This is a genomic window from Acinetobacter sp. 742879 (genome assembly GCF_000588535.1).
In the GTDB taxonomy this organism is placed as follows: domain Bacteria; phylum Pseudomonadota; class Gammaproteobacteria; order Pseudomonadales; family Moraxellaceae; genus Acinetobacter; species Acinetobacter pittii.
The window spans coordinates 190,052-208,481 of record NZ_JFYC01000003.1 but is presented as its reverse complement, the minus strand read 5'-3'; the positions used below and the strand labels follow the sequence as shown (position 1 = coordinate 208,481).

Annotated in this window: 16 protein-coding genes; 8 read left to right on the top strand and 8 right to left on the bottom strand. The window is 38.0% G+C overall.

Annotated elements, in window-relative coordinates; all coding sequences use genetic code 11:
• Positions 1 to 105: 105 nt before the first annotated feature.
• Positions 106 to 1,251: an acyl-CoA dehydrogenase family protein gene (locus tag J690_RS10340; RefSeq protein WP_017386519.1), complete on the top strand. Its 1,146-nt coding sequence runs from the start codon at positions 106 to 108 to the stop codon at positions 1,249 to 1,251.
• A 49-nt stretch (positions 1,252 to 1,300) separates the two neighbouring features.
• Here the strand turns inward: J690_RS10340 and J690_RS10335 are convergent, their stop codons facing one another.
• Together J690_RS10335 and J690_RS10330 are read right to left on the bottom strand one after the other, a co-directional pair.
• Entirely contained in the window at positions 1,301 to 1,927 is a 627-nt protein-coding gene (locus J690_RS10335) for a hypothetical protein (protein ID WP_032035648.1), read from the bottom strand.
• Between the two features lie 108 nt (positions 1,928 to 2,035).
• Positions 2,036 to 2,980 carry an alpha/beta hydrolase gene (locus J690_RS10330; protein ID WP_032035646.1) on the bottom strand — a complete coding sequence of 315 codons (945 nt, stop codon included), beginning with the start codon at positions 2,978 to 2,980 and terminating at the stop codon, positions 2,036 to 2,038.
• Between the two features lie 183 nt (positions 2,981 to 3,163).
• Here J690_RS10330 and pheA point away from each other — a divergent pair, with 183 nt between their 5' ends.
• The 5 genes from pheA to J690_RS10305 all read left to right on the top strand — a co-directional run bounded on the left by pheA (position 3,164) and on the right by J690_RS10305 (position 10,413).
• Positions 3,164 to 4,273 (top strand): prephenate dehydratase, encoded by a 1,110-nt coding sequence (gene pheA, locus J690_RS10325; protein WP_002049199.1) that lies wholly within the window; start codon positions 3,164 to 3,166, stop codon positions 4,271 to 4,273.
• 107 nt (positions 4,274 to 4,380) lie between these two features.
• On the top strand, positions 4,381 to 6,627 hold the full coding sequence (locus J690_RS10320; RefSeq protein WP_032035643.1) for a bifunctional prephenate dehydrogenase/3-phosphoshikimate 1-carboxyvinyltransferase: 2,247 nt from the start codon (positions 4,381 to 4,383) through the stop codon (positions 6,625 to 6,627).
• Between the two features lie 127 nt (positions 6,628 to 6,754).
• Positions 6,755 to 7,138 carry a hypothetical protein gene (locus J690_RS10315; protein WP_002118252.1) on the top strand — a complete coding sequence of 128 codons (384 nt, stop codon included), beginning with the start codon at positions 6,755 to 6,757 and terminating at the stop codon, positions 7,136 to 7,138.
• A gap of 233 nt (positions 7,139 to 7,371) precedes the next feature.
• The gene (locus tag J690_RS10310) at positions 7,372 to 8,802 is read left to right on the top strand and encodes a formylglycine-generating enzyme family protein (RefSeq protein WP_171073729.1); all 1,431 of its coding nucleotides are present in this window, start codon (positions 7,372 to 7,374) and stop codon (positions 8,800 to 8,802) included.
• A 150-nt stretch (positions 8,803 to 8,952) separates the two neighbouring features.
• The gene (locus tag J690_RS10305; protein ID WP_032035639.1) at positions 8,953 to 10,413 is read left to right on the top strand and encodes an aminoacyl-histidine dipeptidase; all 1,461 of its coding nucleotides are present in this window, start codon (positions 8,953 to 8,955) and stop codon (positions 10,411 to 10,413) included.
• Positions 10,414 to 10,446: 33 nt separating this feature from the next.
• Here the strand turns inward: J690_RS10305 and rtcA are convergent, their stop codons facing one another.
• The 5 genes from rtcA to J690_RS10280 form a co-directional block, all read right to left on the bottom strand.
• Entirely contained in the window at positions 10,447 to 11,493 is a 1,047-nt protein-coding gene (gene rtcA / locus J690_RS10300; protein WP_032035638.1) for an RNA 3'-terminal phosphate cyclase, read from the bottom strand.
• A gap of 259 nt (positions 11,494 to 11,752) precedes the next feature.
• Positions 11,753 to 12,211 carry a DIP1984 family protein gene (locus J690_RS10295; protein ID WP_005073494.1) on the bottom strand — a complete coding sequence of 153 codons (459 nt, stop codon included), beginning with the start codon at positions 12,209 to 12,211 and terminating at the stop codon, positions 11,753 to 11,755.
• Positions 12,208 to 12,657, bottom strand: coding sequence for a hypothetical protein (locus J690_RS10290; RefSeq protein WP_005073496.1), 450 nt, complete (start codon positions 12,655 to 12,657; stop codon positions 12,208 to 12,210). Before J690_RS10290 ends, J690_RS10295 begins: the two co-directional genes overlap by 4 nt.
• A 4-nt stretch (positions 12,658 to 12,661) precedes the next feature.
• The gene (locus tag J690_RS10285; RefSeq protein ID WP_002115268.1) at positions 12,662 to 13,930 is read right to left on the bottom strand and encodes an RtcB family protein; all 1,269 of its coding nucleotides are present in this window, start codon (positions 13,928 to 13,930) and stop codon (positions 12,662 to 12,664) included.
• A gap of 256 nt (positions 13,931 to 14,186) precedes the next feature.
• Positions 14,187 to 15,161, bottom strand: coding sequence for a ribonuclease Z (locus tag J690_RS10280; protein ID WP_032035637.1), 975 nt, complete (start codon positions 15,159 to 15,161; stop codon positions 14,187 to 14,189).
• Positions 15,162 to 15,228: 67 nt separating this feature from the next.
• On the opposite strand from J690_RS10280, the gene rtcR reads away from it, so the two are divergent.
• Positions 15,229 to 16,830 (top strand): RNA repair transcriptional activator RtcR, encoded by a 1,602-nt coding sequence (rtcR, locus tag J690_RS10275; RefSeq protein WP_032035636.1) that lies wholly within the window; start codon positions 15,229 to 15,231, stop codon positions 16,828 to 16,830.
• A 56-nt stretch (positions 16,831 to 16,886) separates the two neighbouring features.
• On the opposite strand, the gene J690_RS10270 is transcribed toward rtcR, so the two are convergent.
• On the bottom strand, positions 16,887 to 17,519 hold the full coding sequence (locus J690_RS10270) for an alpha/beta hydrolase (protein ID WP_032035634.1): 633 nt from the start codon (positions 17,517 to 17,519) through the stop codon (positions 16,887 to 16,889).
• A 125-nt stretch (positions 17,520 to 17,644) separates the two neighbouring features.
• Between J690_RS10270 and yaaA the strand changes: the two genes are divergently transcribed.
• On the top strand, positions 17,645 to 18,418 hold the full coding sequence (yaaA, locus tag J690_RS10265) for a peroxide stress protein YaaA (protein WP_032035633.1): 774 nt from the start codon (positions 17,645 to 17,647) through the stop codon (positions 18,416 to 18,418).
• The last annotated feature ends 12 nt before the right edge of the window (positions 18,419 to 18,430 follow it).

Sequence of the window (18,430 nt, the reverse complement as noted above, 5' to 3'; positions counted from 1 at the left end):
AAAGTACAGTTTTAATGAGCAGCTATGCCATGACAGTTGCTAAAAAAATGATTAGCATGCACAACAATTAGATTCGATAAAACAATAAAGCTGAAGGAAAATATTATGTTGGCATACGATGCAGATTTAGAATTATTCCGTGATAATTTTAAACGTTTTATGAATGAGCATATTGCTCCACATTATGACCAATGGGAACGCGAAGGAATCATGCCACGTTCTGTCTGGAATCAACTGGGCGAAAATGGCTTTTTATGTGTGGATGTTCCAGAAGAATACGGTGGTTATGGTGTGCCAACCTATTATTCATTAATGTTGGTTGAAGAATCGGCACGCGCTGGTTTTTGTGCATTATCAACAGCGATTTCTTGCCACTCTGAAATTGCTGCACCATATATTTTACACATTGGCACAGAAGAGCAAAAACAATATTGGTTGCCGAAAATGGTAACAGGTGAAGTAGTTGGTGCAATTGGTATGACTGAACCTGGAGCGGGTTCGGATTTACAATCAATGCGTACTAGCGCCATTTTGCAAGATGACCATTATTTATTAAATGGCTCAAAAACCTTTATTTCAAATGGACAACATGCTGATCTTGTGGTGCTTGCAGTAAAAACTGATCCTCAAGCGCGTGCAAAAGGCGTGTCATTATTATTGGCAGATACGCATCTAGAAGGCTTTAAAAAAGGCACAAATTTAGACAAAATCGGTCTGCATTCTCAAGACACATCTGAGCTATTTTTTGACAATGTTAAAGTTCCTAAAAACCAGTTACTCGGTCAAGCTGGACAAGGCTTTGCTTATTTAATGCAAGAGTTACCGCGAGAACGTACAGCTATTGCATCTACCGCAATTGGCGCTATTCGTGGTGCAATTGATTTGGCAACTGCTTATGTAAAAGAGCGTCATGCATTTGGTCAACCCATTTCACAGTTCCAAAATACGCGTTTTGTTTTAGCACAAGCAAAAATTGATGAGCTTGCTACAGCTGCTTTCTATGAGAGAAATGTTGCTCTATATCAAGAAGGCAAGCTAGATGTGGAAACTGCGGCAGCGCTTAAAAGCTTCAGCACTGACATGCAAATGAAAGTCGCAGATAACTTGCTGCAACTCTTTGGCGGTTATGGTTATATGACTGAATATCCAATTTCACGTTTCTTTGTAGATGCACGTATTCAACGTATTTACGGTGGTACAAATGAAATTATGAAAGAAATCGTAGCGCGTGGATTAATTGGCAAAGCTTAATTGAGCAGAGAAAAACAGCCTGTCCTAGAATGGGCTGTTTTGTTTTTAACTATTTGGTCTTCTGTTGAATGACAGGATAGTCTTGTTGTTTCGGTAATTGCTGTAATGTATGATTCATCTTTCTTAAAAACTCATCGGCTTCATCCTGATGGAATGAATCTTCTGTGTATTCACTACGTTCTTGAAAGACGACACCACAACCAGTTATTTTCATATTTTCAGGATTAAATGACCAGTCATTTGGATTCTTTAAGTTAATGTTTAAATCACTTTCACAACTTTTCCATAAACGTAAAAACTCATTTGATAATTCTGCTTTAAATCCTCGTGCTGGATAGACCGAGAAGCCTTTCATTTCGGGACTAGAAAACTGTATAAACATATCTACTGGCATACCGCCCCAAATGATTGCTGTACCTTCTTGTAAATAGATGCCTGATAAATTTTTCTCTTTTAAAGCATGTGTTTGCTCAAATTTCTGCCTGAAATTTTGGGACTGATAAGTCAGCTTGGTTTGGGGTGGGATTGGAATACCACGAACTTGATTACTGACAGTTGTCATATAGTACGGAGAATTATCAGTACCATTGCATCCTGCAATTAAGGGGCACCCGTCACAAGCCGTTAAACTAAAACTTGTAAGACCCAGTAAGCCTAAAACAATAATTTTATTCATTCTATTTTACTGTTGTTATGACATATTGGGTCAGTATAACCAATCTATATATTAAGAGGACTATCTTTAAGAACAACGAAATAATCATCTTTAAATGTAATTATGTTTTTACTTGGCTGGTTGCTGCAATGGCCCATCAAATAATGATTTACAGCTTTCTAAATTTTGACATGAAGCAAACATAAGTGCTTTAGGCAAGCTCGCATATAAATTTGTAATGTGTTGTTCAGCTGGATTATAAAAATGCCAATAACTAAATTGGTTTGAACGTTTATTCTCTAAAGCTTTAAAGAAATCTGTTTCATTAAATTTATTGTTAAGTTGAGTGTGAGGACCACCTTGCTCATGTGTACCGACTGTGGTCATGAGTAAAGGGGAATGATTTGGTTTCTGACTTTGCCAATGATTTAACTGCTGAAATAACATGCCTTGGTCAAACCAGAGGGAAGGGCTTGCAGCAAAGTAACGCTGAAATGCATCTGGCTTTTGAAAAAAATGATAAAGCACAAACAAACCTCCAAAAGAATGTCCATAAAGACTTTGCTGTTGGCTATTAATCGGAAATTGTTTTGCAATTGTAGGCTTGAGTTCGCTATTTAAAAAAGCAATAAACTGGTCAGCACCCCCATATTTATATTTACCTTGTGCTTGAAATTCAGTAGAAGGTTTTGGAGTGTAATCATAAGCACGCTTTTGCACATCAAAGGTTTTTTGCTGAGGGTAGCCAACCGCTACGATCATGAGTGGATCTAGTCCTAATTTGGTAGAACCAGCGCCAATCGACTGAGCAATATTGGCAGCACTTGGAAATGTAGCATTTCCATCTAATATATAAAGTACTGGATACCCATGTTGGGGCGGGGCGACAGGGGGTTTATAAATTTGAATAAGATAATCATGGCCTGTATTTTTAGATTTAATTTGAAATTGTGCCTGATTATTTTGAAAAACGATTTTTGGTTGATTTTGTATAGGCGTTTGGGCGAAGGTAGAACAGCTTATTAAAGTACTCAATAAAAAACTAGTAGATAAAAGGAAAAATGATCTTTGCATAATGGGCGATAATAAAATTTATTATACAAATGATAAATGAAAATCATTATCAAATAAAGTGATCAAGAAATGAAAGCAAAAAGGTTAATGAAAAAAGCTCTTACAGCTATATTGCCTAACAAATCAAAGCAGACTATTGTTATACTCTCGTTTAAAAGATGATTTTACTGAGGCTGCATTCTAATGATCAACGATGATCAAAACAAAACGACTTCTCTTAGTTTAGAACAAATTCGTGAAGATATTGATAGTGTAGATCAACAGATTCAAGAATTATTAAATCGCCGCGCAAGCCTTGCTGAAGCTGTTGCTAAAGCTAAATTTGCTTCTGAAGAGAATCCTTTGTTTTATCGTCCTGAACGTGAAGCACAAGTTTTACGCAAAGTCATGGAGCGCAACCAAGGTCCTTTGTCTGATGTCACCATGGCGCGTTTGTTCCGTGAAATTATGTCTGCTTGTCTCGCTTTAGAAGCTCCGCAAAGTATTGCATTTTTAGGACCGGAAGGGACTTTTACTCAATCTGCTGTACTTAAACACTTTGGTAAAGATGCAGTTGTTCGTCCATTACCAACAATTGATGAAGTGTTCCGTGAAGTAGAAGCGGGTAGTGCACATTACGGCGTAGTGCCAGTTGAAAACTCATCTGAAGGTATTGTGAACCATACTTTAGATTGTTTTAAAACATCGAATTTAAATGTGATTGGTGAAGTTGAATTACGTATTCATCATCAATTCCTCGTCTCTGAAAATACACGTAAAGACAGTATTAAACAGATTTATGCACACCAACAAACTTTAGCTCAATGTCGTCAATGGTTAGACGCGCATTATCCAGGTGTTGAACGTGTTGCTTTAAACTCAAATGCAGAAGCTGCACGTCGTATTCGTAACGAATGGCATTCAGCAGCGATCGCATCTGATATCGCAGCAGGCATGTATAACCTTGAAATCTTACATAGCAATATTGAAGACAATCCGGAAAATACTACTCGTTTCTTAGTGATTGGTCGTGAAAAGATTCCACAAAGTGGTAATGACAAAACTTCATTATTAATTTCAGCGCATGACCGCGCTGGTGCTTTATTAGAAATTTTAGCGCCGTTTGCAAAACATAATATTAGCTTAACGAGTATTGAGACTCGTCCAGCATTACCTGAAAAATGGGCCTATGTATTCTTTATTGATTTAGAAGGCCATATCGATCAAGAAAATGTTGCAGCAGCAATTAATGATATTCGTCCAATGGTAAAAGAGCTTCGTATTTTAGGTTCTTATCCTGCTGCTGTTCTCTAATTACTCATGTTGGAATAATGACATGCATCAAGATGGTCATGTCATTATGCTTAAAAACAAATTGCTCAAAGGTTTAAATCACGTTGAGCAAAAGCAAAGTTGAAGTTATGTCACAACCCCTATTTAAAAAAGTTGCATTTATTGGTTTAGGACTCATCGGGTCGAGTTTGGCACGGGTTATTGTTGCCGAAAAGTTGGCGACAACTATTGTGGCATCTACACGCTCACAGAAAACTTTAGAAGATGCAAAATCACTTGGCTTAATACAAGAAGGATTTTCTAATCCTGTAGAGGCTGTGAAAGGGGCAGATTTAGTTGTTTTAGCCTTGCCAGTACGTGCGACACAAAAAGTGCTTGAGCAAATTAAACCTTATTTGACAGAAACTACGATTGTAACTGATGTAGGAAGTACAAAAGGTAATGTCGTCGATGCAGCAAAAGCTGTATTTGGTGAAGATTTACCAGCAGGTTTTGTACCAGGCCATCCTATTGCTGGTAGTGAGCATACGGGCGTTCATGCGGGTAAGGTCGATTTATTTGCAAATCATAAAGTGATTTTAACGCCGTTACCCACAAGTGCAGAATGGGCTGTTGATAAACTGATTCAACTTTGGTCTGCTGCTAAAGCTGAAGTCATTTGTATGGACGTTGCCAAGCATGATGAAGTTTTAGCACATACAAGTCATTTACCGCACTTGATGGCATTTAATTTGGTTGAGCAACTTGCAAACCGTGAAGATAACCTTGATATTTTCCGCTATGCAGCAGGTGGCTTTCGTGACTTTTCGCGTATTGCTGCTAGTGATCCACAAATGTGGCATGACATTTTCTTTGCCAATAAAACCGCTATATTAAATGCTGTAGATGGCTTCGAGAAACAACTTACCGTACTTAGAAAATTGATTGAAAACGAAGATTCTCATGCATTAATGGGTTTACTCGGCCATGCTCAGGCAGCACGTCAGCATTTCAATCATATGTTAGCCAAAAAACCTTTAATGGAGAAAAATAAGGTGACACAGCAATTCAGTATCTTACCGGGAAATAAGGCTTTTAAAGGTAAATTTACCGTACCGGGTGACAAATCTGTGTCACATCGCTCTATTATGTTTGGTGCTATTGCAGAAGGCACGACTCATGTCACTGGCTTCCTTGAAGGTGAAGATGCTTTGGCAACTTTACAAGCTTTCCGTGATATGGGTGTAAGCATTGAAGGCCCTAAGAATGGGGAAGTGACCATTCATGGCGTGGGTATGCATGGTTTAAAAGCACCAGCGAGTGCCTTGTATATGGGGAACTCTGGAACCAGCATGCGTTTGCTTTCAGGCATGTTATCAGCACAAAAATTTGATTCAGTGATGACAGGTGATGCATCACTTTCTAAACGTCCAATGGAGCGTATTGCTAAGCCATTACGTTTAATGGGTGCGCAAATCCAGACAACAGGTGAGAAAGGTACACCACCTGTAAGTATTACGGGTAGCCAGCAATTAAAGGGCATTCAATACGACTTGCCAATGGCATCTGCTCAGGTGAAGTCGGGGATTTTACTTGCGGGCCTATGGGCTGAAGGTGAAACTTCAGTCACTGAGCCAGAACCAACTCGTGACCATACAGAGCGCATGCTTCGTGCATTTGGTTATGATGTTAAAACCGAAGGCAACAAGATTTCTCTTGTTGGTGGCGGGAAATTAGTAGGTACTGATATTCAGGTTCCATCTGATATTTCATCTGCTGCTTTCTTTATGGTGGGTGCTGCAATTACTGAAGGTTCCGATGTTGTTCTGGAAGCTGTAGGTATTAATCCAACACGTACTGGCGTAATTGAAATTTTAAAACAGATGGGTGCTGACCTGACTGTTGAAAATGAACGTATTGCCGGTGGAGAGCCTATTGCTGATATTCATATTAAAGGTTCACGCACGCTTAAAGGCATTCATATGCCAGAAGACCAAGTTCCTTTAGCAATTGATGAATTCCCAGCTTTATTTATTGCAGCAGCTTGTGCCGAAGGCCAAACAGTATTAACTGGTGCGGCAGAACTTCGTGTGAAAGAGTCTGACCGTATTCAGGTTATGGCTGATGGCTTAAAAATCATGGGTATTGACTGTACGCCAACTGATGATGGCATCATTATCGAAGGTAAAGGCAAATCTGGCGATTGGTCACCAATCTTTGCTGGCGGCGAAATTGAATCACATCATGACCACCGTATTGCTATGAGTTTTAGTATGGCAGGTCTTCGTAATTCTGGTCCGATTACAATTCATGGTACTGAAACTGTGGCGACAAGCTTCCCGACTTTCACTGAGTTGGCGAATCGTGCAGGCTTAACAATCGAAGTTAGCCAATAACTTTTGACCTGACACATTTTATAATTGCTAACACAATAGCAACGGCAGCAGCGGGCTAAAGGCTTGGCTGCTGTTTGTTTATTGCTTATGCTAAGTGCAGATAATGATAATAGTGTTAGGACAAAGGATGAAAAAATTACAATTTATTGCTAGTTGCCCACAGCATGGGGTGCTTGATCATCCACCAAATGAATGCCATATCACTCAAGAATATGTAGCGGCTTTACTGTTTAAGCAATTGGGGCATTATGGTTTTGATGCGCAGCACATTGTGCATGAACATGAAAAAGTAGAAGTCAGTATAGATAATCATCTTTTGCCATTATCTATTACTTGTCAGAAAACAGACCATGAAGGGCATTTGATGTGTGAAATCTCTGCCAATCCTGATGAAGAACAAGATTGGTTTGAGAAAATCGAAACACAAAGCATTATTCGTCAGCTTGCACAGGCAGTTGAAAATAGTTTGAAGGCTGATCATAGCTTTTCTCAATTTGTTTGGAAGTCTTAATCAATTAATTATATTTTATTAAGTAAGAGTGAACATATTTATTCACTCTTTTGACTTATTAATATTGATAAGAGTTATTTATTTTTGTAGCGACATTATTTAATAAAAATTAACAAACGAAAAAATAATATTGTTTGAATTTTGAACTAATTTTCTATTAATTTAAAAATACTTTTTAACAAAGAACAACTCAATTTCCTCTTCTTATTTATATTATTTTACAGAGAATTAACATGAATATAATTTCCAGTAATTATTTAAAAGGCTTTGGTATATTGATTATCTCCTTATTATCAGCGTGTAATAGTGATGATAAAGATACAACCATAAATTCAACGAACCAGAAGTTGTTAGAAGGAACAATTACTTCCTTAGAGAGTCTTAAGCAAAATCTAGTATGGCAAGAAAATCAGTGTGATAGTGTCTATTCTAAAGTTATCAGTGAGGCAGCAATTGCTCAAAAATCAGCGGCAGAACTAAGAGCTAATATCGCTAGTTCAAATAATTTGGGAGTTTTTCTTGATAATCAAATTATCCCGAAACTAGCTCAGCTTACCGATGAGTCAACTGTATTAAGAGCGAGGTGTAATGCTCCAGACTATGATGGAACAGGCGTAAGTATTGAACGACCTGCCATGCTAAGAGAAATGTTAAGTGAATGGCAAGGAACAATTAATTTATTAATTCATCAAATCAATAACCCGCCAAATATAAATCCTGAAATTAAATTAGCCTCATTAACCAACACCAATATTAATCAATCAACACTAGCAAAGTCTAAATTCAAAGATTGTTCAGATAGTTTTTGTCCAGAAATGACGGTTATTCCAGCTGGCAGCTTTTTAATGGGCGGAAATATAAATGAGCAAGAACAACAAAATGTACCAGCTCAATCTCGACCATACGAATTACCTCAGCACTTAGTACAAGTCGAAAAACCATTTGCAATGTCAACTTATGAAACAACAATTGCTGAGTTCCAGGCTTTCCAAAAGGAAACTGGATGGGAAGTCGAGGGGTGTCGTAATTGGGAAACACGCAATGGTGTCTTCAATATGTGGTATCGAGATGATTTAAATCCGAATAATTCTGGTATGAATCAAACACCTCAGGATCCTGTTGTATGTGTACGTCGTGAAGATGGAAGAGAATTTGCGAAATGGTTATCTAAAAAAACAGGTCAGACCTACCGTTTACCAACAGAAGTTGAGTGGGAATATGCGGCGCGTGCTGGAACGACAACAGCGTATTATTGGGGAGATGACCTTAATCTTGACCAAGCTTGTAAATACGCAAATGTATTAGATCCATCTACAGCGGCAGCATTACCCCAAACCAGTGGTTGGAGTCTATTTAAATGCACCGATGGTTATGCATTTACATCACCAGTAGGGAAGTTTTTACCAAACAATTTTGGTTTATATGATATGAGTGCCAACGCACGAGAATGGGTGGATGACTGCTGGCATTCAAATTATGAAAATGCTCCTAGTGTGAATCGTCGCTGGGGTGAAGAAAATAATGGACAGTGTAATTTCCCAGTTTTACGTGGAGGGGCATGGATATATAACACTTATAACGTGCGAACTGCTTATCGTAATGCGTATGTAACTTCACAAGCTCGTTCAATTATGTGGGGATTCCGTTTGGTTCGCGAAATTTAGCTTTGATTTTTATACCTAATATATTCTACATTTAAAGTCATTTTTTAATTTATCAGCGTCGATTTTAATAAAAAGCTAAAACTGCGCTGATAAATTCTTATCTTTCAATAAACCTACGTTTATTAAGAATATTTGTGAGAGTATAAATATATGGTGCCATTTGATTTTTCGAACTTATCTCCTCAAGTGGTTTGGCAGCATTTTCAAACACTTTGCACTATTCCGCGTCCCTCAAAGCACGAAAAGCAGCTTCGTGAGTTTTTAAGAAACTGGGCTGAAGGTCGAAATTTAGAAACTTACGTAGATGAAGTTGGTAATTTAATCATCCGTAAGAATGCGACCACGGGTAAAGAACATGTGTCTGGCGTTATTCTTCAAGGCCACTTAGATATGGTCACACAAGCTAACACTGGCACAGTACATGATTTCTTTAAAGACCCGATTTGTCCAGTCCTCGAAGATGGCTGGTTAATTGCTAAAGATACTACTTTAGGTGCCGATAATGGCATTGGTGTAGCCTTAGCTTTGGCAGTTTTAGACTCAAATGATATTGCTCATGGGCCAATTGAAGTTCTTTTAACTGTTGATGAAGAAGCAGGGATGAGTGGTGCGCGACTTTTACAGGCAGGGGTACTGAAAGGGAAGTGGCTATTTAATATTGATACAGAAGAGTGGGGCGAGTTGTATCTCGGATGTGCTGGTAGTATTGATGTTGAAGTTGAGCAACCGCTTAATTATGAACCAATTCCTGAAAATTTGAATATTGTTAATATTCAGGTGGCTGGTCTTAAAGGTGGCCACTCTGGCGTAGATATCCATTTAGGACGTGGTAATGCCAACGTTATTCTGGCCCGTTTTTTAAATCAGCATTTAGCGAAACTTGGTGGACGGCTTGTTGAGTTTATAGGTGGTACAGCTCGTAATGCTTTACCTCGCGAAGCTGTAGCAACTATTGCCATTTCATCTAACCAATTGCCTGAATTAGAAAAATTACTCGCTGAATATCAAACGACATGGAAAAACCAATTACAGGGTATTGATGACAACCTGCAATTAACTATTCAGCCTAATAGTGCTGAAGTGACCGAAGTGATTGCTCAACAACAGCAAAATGAATGGTTGCAAGCTTTAGCAACAAGTCCTTATGGCGTTGCAAGTATGAGTCAGGTTCTATCAGATGTAGTTGAGACTTCAAATAATATTGGAGTGGTGAGACTAAATAGAGACGGCGGAAAAGCTGTCTTAATGGTCCGTTCAATGGTGAACCAAGAAGCTCAAGACTTTGCAGAAAAAATTCAAAAACATTTCAGTCAATTTAATATCGGCTCTACACTTACGCCGTTAGTGTCGGGTTGGACACCAAATCCAGATTCGGCTGCTCTAAAGTGTTTACAGCAGGCCTATCAAAATGCATTTAACATTGAGCCAAATCTAAAAGTAATTCATGCAGGCTTAGAGTGTGGGATTATTGCCGAGCATTATCCACATCTACAAATGGTTTCTTTTGGACCGGATATTCAGGGTGCGCATGCACCAGGTGAACGAGTCAAAGTTGATACTGTAGAGAAATGCTGGAAGCTGTTGGTAACAGCTTTAGCATCTGTAGAGTAGTTTTTACAAATAAGAAGCTCAATTGTGAGCTTCTTAAACTTTAACTTTTACATGAAAATGATGTGGATTTAACTCGATAAACTCGATTTCACAATCAATAAATTTTTCAATCATGGCTGCTTGAGTACGAGTGTGTTCGCTAATACATTGTGCGGTGAATTCACCACCTTGACCTAGAGCTAAAGGTAGAAGTAATTGATCTGCCAAATACTCATCTACAACAGCCTGCGAAGATAAATATAGATTTACATCTTTTGCTAAATGATCAGCTATTTGCTCTGCACTTTTGCGCATCTCACCTAAAGCTGTAAACAGTTGAGTGTGATATTGATGAGTAACTTTCACATAGACTGTATTGCCTTGGCTAATTCCATTTAAATGAAATTGCTGCTGAGAGCTTAAGTTTAGTTTTTTACTTAATGTGGTTAATTCACGTTGTGCTATCTGTGCTTCTTCTGAAAGATTTAATACTGCTGCAAAAGCTTCATTGCATTGCAAAGCACCACGATCTAATAAATTTAAGCTCATTCGATCTCGCCATGGCTGAACGGTAATCTGAATTTCACCTGCACCAATTGGAAAGAAGCCAGCTTTATTTAATCTAAAATCGACGTTAATTCCAATCTTTGTTAGAGCAGGTAAAAAGCAGTGTTCAATAAAATCTGCTGTTGGTGCAAGTGGGTTATGTGTACCCCCTGAAATGGTGAGTTCGGTAGCTTCATTTTTTAATAACAAAACAGGTAGAAGTGTTTGTAAAACTAGTGTTGTACTCCCCGCCGAACCGATTTGAAATTGATATTTACCACTTTGAACATGCTGAGGTGCGAAATATAAACGCTGGCTATGTAATTCAGCACTCTCTACATAAGCTTGGCTAATTTGTTGAGATGCTTGTACGCAAACCAAATGTTGACGCATTAAACCTGGTTTTTTACGCCCAGCACGTATATTAATTAATTCAAACGGCTGACCTGTAATCATTGATAGGGCAAGGGCAGTTCTTAAAATCTGCCCACCGCCTTCACCTTGTGAGCCATCAATTTGAATGGCTTTTGGCATATTTGCCAAAACTGTATTCACTTATATTTTCCTTATTTTCTAATTTAATGAACATACTGTCAGTACATGGTAATGCGAAGTAACGCGTGACTTTGCTTTTGACAAAGGTTTACTAGGTGCATAGTGCTGAGCCTGATAAGTGAATATCGATGCACGGCTCACATGCTGCCATAGCCGCCTGAATTATTTTCAATCCCTCAGATCGGAGTAATGCAGGATCTTGTACTCGCCCAGTATGTCCAAACTTTGATTGTGAAAATGATTTCACAAAATCTATTGTTTAATCGATTAGATCAATTTGCCAATTAGCGGCCTGAATTTTAACGTTTAAGTCACGGAGTTTTGCACTGATATCATCCGCCTGCTTTTGTAAGCTAGAAACAGGAATGACTTTCTTCCACTTAATTTCACGTGAGCTATAACGATCAGGTTCTCGATGTGTATTGGCAATCGCATCTATTAAAATCTTATGCTGTTCAGCATAACTATCACGCAAGCTTAATAGGGACAACAATACTTTGCCATCTTCCAGTTTTGCTTGTGCATTGGTCAAGTGAATACGACAAATCAATTGATTGCTTTCCTGAGTTAAAGCGAATACTTGTTTGATGAGCTCATTTGGATCTTCACTAGGTTCATCACCTTCTTGTACCAATACATTGGCATTAATTCGTTGTTTTAACGAAGCAAGCTTTTTTTGTTGATCGCTTCGAAGTAAAAGTGCTTCTGCGAGTTTCATTCTTCTATCTCTATTTTATTCCAGTCAAAATTATCATCGGGTAGGAAATCTGAATAATGGGTTTGAGTATGCTGCATAAATTTAATAAACAAATTACTCATGTAATCAGGTTTTAAATGAATTAAGGCTGTTGCAGCAATAATGATTCGACTGATTGCAGCCTCTGTAAACTCTTGCTCACTTAGCTCGGTAAATGATTGATGACAACTCCCATGCTTTAACCAATTTCTGACTTTATTAATTTCTTTAGAAACTAGTTTTACTTGTAAGTTGTTGTTTATCTCAATATTTTCACTGACTTGATGAAATATATAGCCACTTTTAATTTCACCAAAAATACCTTCCGCAGCACCAGCTAAAGTAATAGCTGGTACAAATGCATTTTCATATAAATAGAGTTTTATTGCCCATTCAAATTGCACAATTCCAGTTTCAATTTGGTTCATTAGATCACCCTTTAACACACACCACTTGTCGTAAGGTATACACTACTTCAACCAAATCGCTTTGTGCTTTCATTACATCTTCAATTGGTTTATATGCCGATGGAATTTCATCAATAACAGCAGCATCTTTACGGCATTCCACACCTTCAGTTTGTGCAATTTGATCTTCAACAGTAAAACGTCGTTTTGCTTCAGTACGGCTCATAACACGGCCTGCACCATGCGAACATGAACAGAAAGATTCCTGATTTCCAAGCCCACGGACAATAAACGACTTCGCTCCCATTGAGCCTGGAATAATTCCATATTCACCTAAACGCGCACGAACTGCACCTTTACGAGTGACCATTACTTCTTCACCGTAATGCTCTTCCTTTTCCACATAGTTATGGTGACAGTTCACCGCTTCCAAACGTGCCTGAAAAGGCTTTGGTACAATCGTAGCCAAGGCTTTAATCGCAGATTGCATCATGATTTCTCGATTCTTCATCGCAAAGCGTTGAGCCCAACCTACCGCAAACCAGTAATCATCAAAATGTTCAGTTCCTTCAACCAAGTATGCTAAATCTTTATTTGGCAAATTAATAAAATGCTTCTGCATATCTTTACGGGCAAGTTCGATAAAATGATTACCTATAGCATTTCCTACACCACGAGAACCTGAGTGCAACATAATCCAAACATGATCATGCTCATCTAAACAGATTTCGACAAAGTGGTTTCCAGTACCTAAAGTCCCCAAGTGCTTGCGATTATTGGTGTTTTTTAAGCGTGGATGTTTTGCACAAATGTATTCAAAGTCCGCAACCAGATCGGTCCAAGCTTGATCTACCATTTCTGGTGGAGTTTCCCATGACCCACGATCACGTCCGCGCTTAGTCATTCCATGTGGAATTAATCGTTCAAGTTCAGTACGTAGAGCATGTAAATTATCTGGTAAATCTGAAGCAGTTAAGCTTGTACGGGTTGCCATCATTCCACAACCAATATCTACACCCACAGCAGCAGGAATAATTGCCCCTTTAGTTGGAATTACGCTACCAATAGTTGCTCCTAAACCGAAGTGTACATCTGGCATAACAGCCATCCATTTATAAATAAAAGGCATTTGAGCTGTTTGTAATAATTGTTGTTTTGAGTTGTCATCAACAAGCACGCCTTTAGTCCACATTTTGACTGGCATACTTTTTTCATTTTGCAGAACTTCATAAGAACGTTGTTGCTGCTTTTGTTCAAACTGAGCTTGTTGGTTAATTTCTTCAATGACAGACATTTTCTTTTCCTTTCAAAGCCTGCCTGCCAAGCGTTTGCAGGCAGGGGTTATTCACAAGATCCCAATGATGTTGTGTGCTTTGTACTATTGCACTGAGTGTGCCAACTTTTGAGGAGAATACTTGAAGTAGATGGTAAGTTATTAAAAATAATAAATAAAAATAATTTTAATCTATATCTAGTAAATTTTATTGGTGACTTTTAATGTTAAAAATATATCCATAAATATATTTAAATATCTTTTTGGATATATGTATTTAATTGGTCTTATGATTTTTATCGACTTTTAAAAGCTGTCCAGCTTCATTTAAAGTAAACTCATCAAAATCATTTGCTAAATAAAAATGACCTTTATAAAACTGGCGAACTTCTTCAGTAATAGCTTGTTGCCCAGCTTTATCTTGATGTCGGGGGCTAAAGTGCGTCAGAATTAGATTACTTAAAGATTGCTGTTCTGCAAATTCAGCCACCATTTGGGCTGAGCTATGCATTGGACCTTTGCCAACTTTATCTAAAACCGTTTGCAAGTATGTTGATTCGTGAATAAGGAGTTGCGCATCTTTGCAAGCGTTTGCTAACAGTTCAGGTTGGTCATTATCGCCACCTATAATTGCATGAACTTGTTGATTTTGTATTTTGATAAAGTCTTGAGCTTTTAAAGTTTGTCCGTCAAATTCGATATTGTAACCTCGTTTCAAATGGCCCCACATGTCGCCTTGAGGTACGCCAAGCTGAGTTAGAGCTTGGGTATCTAACTTCTTCTGAATAGATTTGATATAAATGCTAAAAGCAAAACTTGGAACACGATGGCTTAGTTGATGTGCTTGAACAATGAATTCGTCAGTGATCTGTTGTGGCTGCGTTGCTTCATTTACATCAATAAATTGAAGGGAATAGGGCAAATATAAATCTGTAAGCTGGGCAGTGATTTCAAACCATTGCTGAATTTCTTTCGGTGCAATCACGATTAAGGGTTTGCTACGGGCATTCATGCCTGCACTTGCCAATAAACCAACTAGACCATAACAATGGTCGCCGTGAACATGTGTAATACAAATGGCAACTAGGTTTTGTAGTGAAAGTTTGGCTTGTTGAATGCGATGCTGTGTCCCTTCGCCAGCATCAATTAAAATCCAGTCCTTATTTTTGCTGTTACGAACTGCTAATCCTGAAACATTACGTGTCAGGGTCGGTACACCTGAAGACGTGCCTAAAAAAGTAAAATGAAGCATATTCTTGGAATTTTTTGGTCAAATGCGTATTGTATATTATAGACACTTATAAAATTTTATAGAAATTATGAAGGATGCAAAGAAAACAGTCGTTATTGGCTTTGTCGGTTCTACACTTGATCAGGGGAGAAAGCCAGATCGATGGCAACGTTGGCGTCCTACGATTAGCCTGTTAATGCATGAAGATTTGCTTGTCGATGAATTGGTGCTGTTACATGATCGACAACATCATAATTTAGTTAAATCTATAGCAGCAGATGCTAAAGAGATCTCTCCACAAACTGAGGTTTCTGGACATAAGGTCAGTATAAAAGATCCTTGGGATTTTGCTGAAGTTTATGGTGCACTCTATGACTTTGTAAAAACTTATCCGTTTGATGTTGAAAAAAATAACTATTTACTGCATATCACGACAGGAACGCATGTTGCTCAAATTTGTTGGTACTTATTGGTAGATGCACATTATTTACCAGCTCAACTCATTCAAAGTTCACCTAACCAACACAAGACATCAGAAGGTGAGTATAGAATTATTGATCTGGACTTATCTCGATACGATGTTTTAAAACAGCGCTTCGATGATGAGCAAAAGCAAAATTGGCAACAACTTAAAGCCAATATTTCTACTCATAATAAAGCGTTTAATCAGCTTATTGAGGAAGTTGAATTAGTTGCAACCCGCTCTAGTGCGCCTATTTTAATTATGGGGGCAACAGGGGTTGGTAAGTCTCATTTGGCAAAACAAATTTTTCAGTTAAAGAAAGATAAATTTCAATTAAGCGGCCGTTTTATTGATGTTAACTGTGCAACTTTGCGTGGTGATAGTGCCATGTCAACTTTATTTGGTCATATAAAAGGTGCATTTACAGGAGCAGCTGCATCTCGTGCTGGTTTATTAAAAAGTGCTGACCAAGGCATTTTGTTTTTAGATGAAATTGGTGAATTGGGACTTGATGAACAAGCTATGCTGCTAAAAGCGCTAGAAGACAAAAGCTTTTTTCCCGTTGGAAGTGATAAGGAAATTCAGGCCGATTTTCAGCTAATCGCAGGTACTAACCGCGATTTACGTAATGAAGTTCAAGCTGGCCGATTCCGTGAAGATCTATGGGCTCGTTTGAATACGTGGACGTTCTTCTTACCAAATTTAAAAGACCGTGTAGAAGATATTGCACCCAATATTGATTTTGAGCTACAGCGTTTTGCTGCAATTCATCAAAGACAATTACGTTTTCAACGTGATGCTTTAGAAACATATTTAAAGTTTGCTAAATCAGTAGATGCATCATGGCAAGGAAATTTTAGAGATTTAGCAGCGAGCGTAACTCGTTTGGCAACTTTATCGCAAGGTGAGTTAATTCGCCGTGAAGCTGTAGAAAAAGAAATTCAACGTCTAAAGCAGCTTTGGCTTATTCAGGGTGAATCTTACAATGATAAAAATACAGATATTTTGTTGAACTATTTGGATTCTGAACAAATAGAGCAAATAGATGAATTTGATCAGATTCAATTACGAGGTGTGCTCAAAGTCTGCGAAAATTCAAAATCAATGGCAGAGGCGGGAAGACAACTCTTTTCGGTATCTCGCCAACAACGTAATACAACAAACGATAGTGACAGAGTGAAAAAATATTTAGCCCGTTTTGGGTTAAGTTGGAATAATTTTCAATAAGGACATGGCTTAAAAATGATGGGCATGCTCTCAAGTTATGCCCATCAAGTTACCGTTTATTTCATGATAATAAAACGTGTAATGATTTGGCGAAGCTGCTTTAAATAGCCTGTAAAGAAGTGGTTAGCACCCGGTAAAATTGTGATTGGATGTTTTTGTGGTTTTGCCCACTCAATTGCATCTGCAAGTAAAGTAATATCATCTTGCTCACCATGAATGAGTAGAATATCACCTTGAATTTCAGGAGTTTTATAGTGACGTAAACCTACTACAGTAGCTGTTGGTAAACCACATAAAATTAACTGTACAGGCCGTAATTCAGGTGCAAGCTGTGCAAAGCATTTTGCTAAAACATGTGAGCCAAAGCTAAAACCGCCTGCATAAAATGGTAGGCCTTCATGAAGCTTACGAACGTGCTCAATTACAGCTAAGATATCTTCAGTTTCACCATGGCCTTCATCATGAATGCCTTCACTGCCGCCTAAACCACGGAAACTAGGACGGTAAACAATACAACCATATTCATTAAAGATTTGGGTTAAAAGGGCAGGGACTTTATGTTGAGGGGTTCCACCTTGCAATGGGTGCGGATGACAAACAACCGCAAAGCCTTTGATTTCACCTTCAGGGCGGTCAACGAAAAGTTCAATTTTACCTACTGGACCCTGGATGAAAGTTTGCTCAGACATATAAGAACCGCTAAATAACAATACGTGATGCTATTTTACCGATAGTCGTCATTGAAAACACGAGTTAGCATTAAAAAATATCTACTGTTATAGTTGGTATTAAGAATAATTTTTTCAGGTTGTCTATGCTTGCTTTAATTTCTCCTGCAAAAACTTTAGATTATGAATCAGCGTTACCTACAGATGAGTTTACTCAGCCTCGCTTGTTAGAAAACTCAGCACAATTAATTGATGTTTGTCGCAAACTTTCTGCTTCGGAAATTGCGAGTTTAATGAGTGTCAGTGAAAAAATTGCCACACTAAATGCAGATCGATTTAGAGATTGGAATCTCGAATTTAATTTCTCAAATGCTCGCCAAGCAATCTATGCATTTAAAGGGGATGTTTACACTGGTTTAGATGCTTATCATTTAAAAGATAAAGATATTGATTTTGCACAGCAGCATTTACGTATGCTGTCTGGTCTATATGGTTTATTGCGTCCTTTGGATTTAATGATGCCTTATCGTTTAGAGATGGGTACTAAATTAAAAAATACTCGCGGTCATAATTTGTATGAATTCTGGGGTGATATCATCACTAACCAAATTAATGAAGACTTGGCAGCAATTAAATCTGAATTGCTGGTAAATCTAGCTTCAGATGAATATTACAAGTCTGTCAATGAAAAGAAAATTAAGGCTGAAATTGTGAAGCCTGTTTTTCTTGACCAGAAAAATGGCAAATATAAAGTCATAAGTTTCTATGCGAAAAAAGCACGCGGTTTAATGGCTCGTTTTATGATTGAAAACCAATTAAATAAAGCTGAAGACATCAAAGCGTTTAATACCGAGGGTTATTACTTTGATGCTGATAACTCATCGGCAAAAGAGTTGGTGTTTAAACGTGATGAACAATAATCTTAAGCGTGG